This window comes from Microcystis sp. M49636_WE2, assembly GCF_030065375.1.
GTDB lineage: Bacteria > Cyanobacteriota > Cyanobacteriia > Cyanobacteriales > Microcystaceae > Microcystis > Microcystis aeruginosa_C.
Map to the genome: position 1 here is coordinate 1 of NZ_JASJFG010001049.1, position 5,979 is coordinate 5,979.

4 protein-coding genes and 1 pseudogene are annotated in these 5,979 nt (G+C 47.2%); 1 reads left to right on the forward strand and 4 read right to left on the reverse strand.

Annotated elements, in window-relative coordinates:
* The 4 genes from PX484_RS24210 to PX484_RS24225 all read right to left on the reverse strand — a co-directional run.
* Positions 1-317 (reverse strand): Uma2 family endonuclease (locus tag PX484_RS24210; RefSeq protein ID WP_288105973.1); only part of this gene is annotated, 317 nt, incomplete at its 3' end.
* Between the two features lie 157 nt (positions 318-474).
* Positions 475-1,830, reverse strand: coding sequence for a glucose-6-phosphate dehydrogenase assembly protein OpcA (opcA, locus tag PX484_RS24215; protein WP_287766245.1), 1,356 nt, complete (start codon positions 1,828-1,830; stop codon positions 475-477).
* Between the two features lie 196 nt (positions 1,831-2,026).
* A complete protein-coding gene (zwf, locus tag PX484_RS24220; protein ID WP_002802729.1) occupies positions 2,027-3,556 on the reverse strand; it encodes a glucose-6-phosphate dehydrogenase in 1,530 nt (509 codons plus the stop codon).
* Between the two features lie 330 nt (positions 3,557-3,886).
* Entirely contained in the window at positions 3,887-5,077 is a 1,191-nt protein-coding gene (locus PX484_RS24225; RefSeq protein ID WP_287670180.1) for a DUF3747 domain-containing protein, read from the reverse strand.
* Between the two features lie 458 nt (positions 5,078-5,535).
* Between PX484_RS24225 and PX484_RS24230 the strand changes: the two are divergent.
* A pseudogene (locus PX484_RS24230) lies at positions 5,536-5,979 on the forward strand (hypothetical protein); the annotation flags it as partial.

The following is a 5,979-nucleotide window of genomic DNA, read 5'->3' on the forward strand; positions in this document are numbered from 1 at the left end:
ACCTGTGGATTGGTAATCGTATCGGTGCGTCCTCTTTCAAGAATTGGTTCTCCCTTAACGATCATAATATCGGGATAGGTGTACATATTATAGGCGGGTATGGCCAAGCGTAGATCGTTGATAAATATATCATAGGCTTGATTCTGGATAGTTAAGGGAAATTTTCTACAGAAATTCAAGGCAATGCGATTATGGTTAGGAGTTCCCCCAGTCATAATAATAATTTCTCCATCTCGATACTCGTGTCTGTCGGTGGCAGCTTCCTCTAGTTGAAAGTATTCTGCGACTGTGTAGCGTTTCTCAGTGGTTGCGACCATATTGACCCCTTGAAAGCAAAGCTCTGTCTTTATAATAACCTGTTTTCTGAAAAGCTACAATTATCGGTTTTAATCAGGTGCTGACTGCCGGATAAATATCGAGAGACCTTGTTAACAAGGTCTCTTGAAAGTGGGTGGGATTATTGTCGCTAATTTGCTAATCTGGTTGGGATAATTTGAGGATAGCACCGGTGACTTTCATGCTTTCTTGATAAAGCACGTCCTGGCCCCAACGCTGTAACTGTTTACCTAGCAGAGTTTCTGTTTTTTGGTCTTCCAGATGGGACACTTGTTCAACCCGGCAAGATTGGGCCCCTCCCGAAGCTTCCATCCGCATACAGCCGGTAGTTCCCGAACAAATTACAGTGCAACAATCAGCCTGAAGATTAGTAGAAGTGAGTTTAATACTAATCAGATCTCCTTGTACTTCACCCCAATCGGCCACGGGAACACCGGCTAATTCCGCCTCAATTAAACGCTGGTCCTGACCGAGGAAGCTAATCCGATGAATAGCGTAATCTCCCGACCGGTGACTATATCCCACCGGTCGCCATTGTAACCGGCTGGCCATCCAACCGAGGAACATAAAAGCTTGACAAGGATTGCCCTTTTCGTAATCAATAGTGATGCGATCGACTTCCAGAATAGCATCCCGGCGCTCCGGTGGATCAAAAGCCTCGGCGGTTAGTTCTTGCCAAGGAGCGAGACGACTCCAGTTCAGGTCAGCTAATGGTACATCTGTGGCTAATAAATCCCCCACTTGCAGCAGTTCCGTTTCCGGTTCCCGAAAAGTGCTGGAATCGACGATAATCGTATCACATTGACTGGCCAGACGCTTAAATAGTCCATATTCCGCATCGGGACTGGCTTTCCACCAGAGAAATTTGGGCAAACTGGGAATAGTTAACTCGGAAATAATGCCGCCAATTCGTTCCAAAGCTTCCGCTGTACCGCTTAAAGTAACGTATTCACAGCAAACTAAAGTGTTCTGACTACGTTTGTTAACGGGACAATAGGCAGAAACAGAGGCTTTTACCCCTTCATCGGCCTCGGCAGTGGGACAGAGGGTAATAATGCGACAGGGATTGGAGGCAGCGATTGCATCTGCCACTCCAATCGCATCCAAATCGGCGGCGTATTGACGATGATTAGCCCCATCCTCGGCGTTTTTTTCCGCTTCCCAGGCCGCCCTTAACCTGGCGACAAATTCATCGCTAGAATGTCCGGTTACTTCTAGTTCTAGGTCCTTCTGGGCGACTTTGATGGCGGCGTGGGTTCGCGGACCGGCAATACCATCAATCGGGCCGGTGTAATAGCCGAGAAGGGTTAACAATTCCTGTACCGCATCGGGTTCATAGACAATAAAGCTAAAGGTGGTGGCCCGGGTGGCGGCCATACCATCCTCATTATTATTATAGGATTGCCAGATATCGCGCAGTTCCTGCTCGATCACATCGATGGAAACATCTTTCGGTGCTTGCAGGGAGACAATGGGGGGGCTTTGGGTAGTCATGTCAGTTATCAGTTATCAGTTATCAGTTATCAGTTATCAGTTACCAGTTATCAGTTATCAGGTGTGAGTTATCAGTTATCAGTTATCAGTTATCAGTTATCAGATGTGAGTTTTTAGTTTACTGATTACTGTTTACTGCTCACTGATTACTGCTCACTGTTTACTGTTTACTGATTACTGATTACTGTTCACTGTTTTAGAGTCGTCGCCAACGACGGCCATCGCGGTTAAGGAGAAATTCTGCTTCTGTGGGTTCCCAGGTACCCGCTTCGTATTGGGGTACGGAGGCGGGATCGGCGGGAGCGTCCCAAGCGGCGAGAGCGGGAGTAACGATGCGCCATGCTTCTTCTACCTCGTCAGAACGGGTAAATAGGGTTTGATCTCCCAGCATAGCGTCTAAAAGTAGCCGATTATAGGCATCAGCGCTGGCAACACCGAAGGAGGAACCATAACTAAAGTCCATTTCTACCGTGCGTGTGCGTAATTCTGACCCCGGCATTTTCGCCTCAAAACGGAGGGCAATACCTTCGTTAGGCTGGATTCGCATACTCAGTACATTTGCATTAGTTTGTTGAGCCGCCGATTGGAAGATTAATAACGGCACATGGCGGAATTGGATGGCAATCTCGGAAACTTTTTTCGGCAGACGTTTACCGGTACGCAGATAGAAAGGGACACCCTGCCAACGCCAGTTATCTACCATTAATTTCATGGCCACGTAGGTGGGGGTGGTCGATTCCGGATTAACCCCCGGTTCTTCCCGATAGCCCGGAATGGGTTTTCCTTTCATCCAACCGGCTTTATACTGGCCGCGGATGGCGGATTTTTCTAGGTTATTAATATCGGCCAAGTGAGTCGCTTGCAGGACTTTGACTTTTTCGCCGCGGACACTATCAGCGTTAATAGCGTTGGGTGCTTCCATCGCCGTCAAGCAGAATAACTGCATCAGGTGATTTTGCACCATATCGCGCAAAGCTCCCGATTTTTCGTAATATCCGGCCCGCTCCTCCACTCCCACGGTTTCGGCCACGGTAATCTGGACGTGATCGATAAATTGACGATTCCAGAGGGGTTCAAAGATAGCGTTAGCAAATCGGAACACCAGCAAGTTTTGGACGGTTTCCTTGCCTAAATAGTGGTCAATGCGATAAACTTGGTTCTCCTGACAAACCTCTTGTACGACTCGATTGAGAACTTGGGCAGAACTGAGATCTTTGCCAAAGGGTTTTTCGATCACTAACCGGTGTTTAATTGGGTCTTTCAGCATTCCAGCCGCGCCAAGGTTTTTAAGACCGGGAGGGAAGAAATTAGGAGAAACCGCTAGATAAAAGACTCGATTGCCACGGGTTCCCCGGATTCCGTCTAATTCTTCCAGAAAAACTTTCATTTTGGCGTAACTTTCCGGATCGTCCATGTTGCCGGGGAAATAGTACAACCCTTGGGCGAAGTCTTGCCAATATTCCTCACTGCCAATCCCGTCGGAAAATTCTTCGATGCCTTGGCGCATCTGTTGGCGAAAATAATCATGACTCCACTCTCGGCGCGCTGTACCGACGATGGTTAATTCGGCCGGCAGTCGTCTTTCCCGTTTCAGTTGATAGAGAGCAGGAACCAGTTTTCTTTGGGTTAAGTCTCCTGATGCCCCAAAAATGACTAAGATTAAGGGTTCTGGGGTTCTTTCTTGTCGCAATCCCACTCGGAGAGGATTTTCGAGCAGCTTTACCATAGGATTTTGTCTAGCCGAGGTGCATTATTTTCCAGTCTAGCGGGAATACTCGACGGCATACCTAAAGTAAAAATTAATAACCACAATCAGTAATCAGTAATCAGTAATCAGTGACCAGTAATCAGTAATCAGTCATCGGTCATCGGTCATCAGTCATCAGTAATTGGATAATATCTTTAGGCCTTTTTGAGATCAAAAAGTTCCGGGACTGGGAGTGAGCGGGGGGAAAATTCAGGGAAAAAGTCCCTGAATTTTAGGTAATTGACCACCCAAAAATGGCTGAAACCCGACAACCTACTCCTAGGAAAAACTTTTTGCCGCAAACCCTACTTATTTTTTGGCGGTTTTAACACAATCGAGGGTACGGACGATGGCAGCTGCCGCGTAGTTACGACGGGCGGGATCATTTGGTACAAAAGAACTACCCTGTTCGTTCAAGGGAGAGGCCACACCGCAAAATCCCGACATCTGGGTAATTAAACTGGCGGCCCAATGACCGGAAGTATCGGAAAAATTGACGGGAGTTTTAGTTTGGGCTAAATCGGGGGCTTGTTTTTGCTGAGTTTTCAGGTAGGTGGCGGCCTGTTTGAGAATCGCCATCAATTCGGCCCGGGTGATGGGGTCGGTGGGGCGGAATTCGCCGTTAGCTTTGCCGGCAACAATACCATTAGCCCGGGCCCATTGGATTTTTTTGGCACTCCAGCGCGTCGCTTCTACGTCGTTAAAACTGCCGCTGCCGGGGGGAATATCTTCTAGGTTAATTTTGGTGACAGTTCCCATCCCCTCAATAATCATCGAGACGAATTGTTCCCTGGTGACGGGATTTTCGGGGCGGAAGGTGTTATCTTCTTTAAAACCAGCCACTACCCCAAGCGCGATCGCTTTTTCGATCTCAGTTTTATAGATATCGCCGCTAATATCCTGAAAACTGGCCCCAGAAGTGGGGGGAGGAGTGGTTTCGCTGACGGGAGGTCTGCCGGTGGCTGCGAGAACTTCCGCTTCTTTGCCGCTAAAGTAGAAGTGGCCTAAACTTTTGCCTTGGAAAGTACGACGGCTAAATCTCCAACCCGGTTCGAGGATAATTTTCATAAATCCTGTTTGCATTCCTCGGGTTCTTCCCACCACTAATTCCGGTCTGCGGGCATCCCGGGGAGTTCCCACTAAGTATAATTCGCCATTGCGTTCCACAATACGCAGGATGTAATCTAGCCCAAAATCCCGGCCATCGAGACGGATAGAATAACCATTACTATCGGTGGCGCGGCGACAAATGCCGGTAAAGTCAAAGTTGAGGAGTAGAGGGTCGATCATGACGGGATTTGAGCCGCTTTCGTTCCAACACTTCTGTTTTCCCTGGATTTGTTCCAAGACTAGCAGGTCAAATTTATTACCTCCGTAGGGACGAGCGATCGCTACTACCTGGGTCTGCTCGATGTCCTGTTCGTCAAAGTTGGCCGCTGGTGTGGCAGTTATGCCCAAGGTCATTAGGGCGGTTAGGGCGATCGATAATCTGGCTTTCATAATCTTTAATCTATAAGACGATTTTTGCAGTAAAAATAGACGTGCTAATCCCAACATTCTATGACTGAATGCTTCCGGTCGTTGTTCCAGACTGCGCCGGATTGTTGTCTGTCCGCACAACTTTTCTCTCAATCTTCAATTTCCGAACCTATTTATCCTGGCAATATTCTGATTAAACTGGTGGGGGGATCAATATTCATTCGGTTGGCTGTTGAAACTGGCGAGATTTTGGCGGATTGTCGAAAATTTTAGCCAGCCATTCGAGTCTTAGGCTAAGATGGGTAGAGAGGCTTTTAATTGGCCGCAGCCCTTGACTTCCTCACAGGATTTAAGCCCAATAATTGCCTAAAAAATTGCAATTAATCGATTGAGGGCTATCAGTGCCGCGGTGAATTATCATAGTTCATTAGCTCTGGTGAGCCATTGCCCTTTCTTTGGTGTGTGTGAGGTAGACAATTATGAGTAACTCCCCCGGTGATCCTTCTCCTCGTCCTAATCTTTTTCTGAGTATCGGTCGATTTGTCCGCCGGCCTTCTACTTTAATTGTCGGGGGAATTACTCTCCTAGGAATTACCTCCCTTGGCTATTTTACGACTCGTTATTTAGTTTATGAACGTCTAACCCCAATTTTAGACAATATCTTCAGTGAAATGCTGCACAGACCTGTCAGGGTAGGTAAGATAGAGGGCTTTTATTTTAATCGGATTCGTATCGGTAAATCGGCAATTCCAGCTACGGCCAATTCTGCTGATAGTTTATCTATTGATGCGATCGAATTGGGATTAAATCCGCTGCCCTTACTTTTAGGTCTGCCGCTGCCGGTTGATGTCAAGTTAATTAATCCCAGTATTTATCTCGATCAGGATAAAAATGGTCAATGGCTCGATAATTTAGAAAAAATA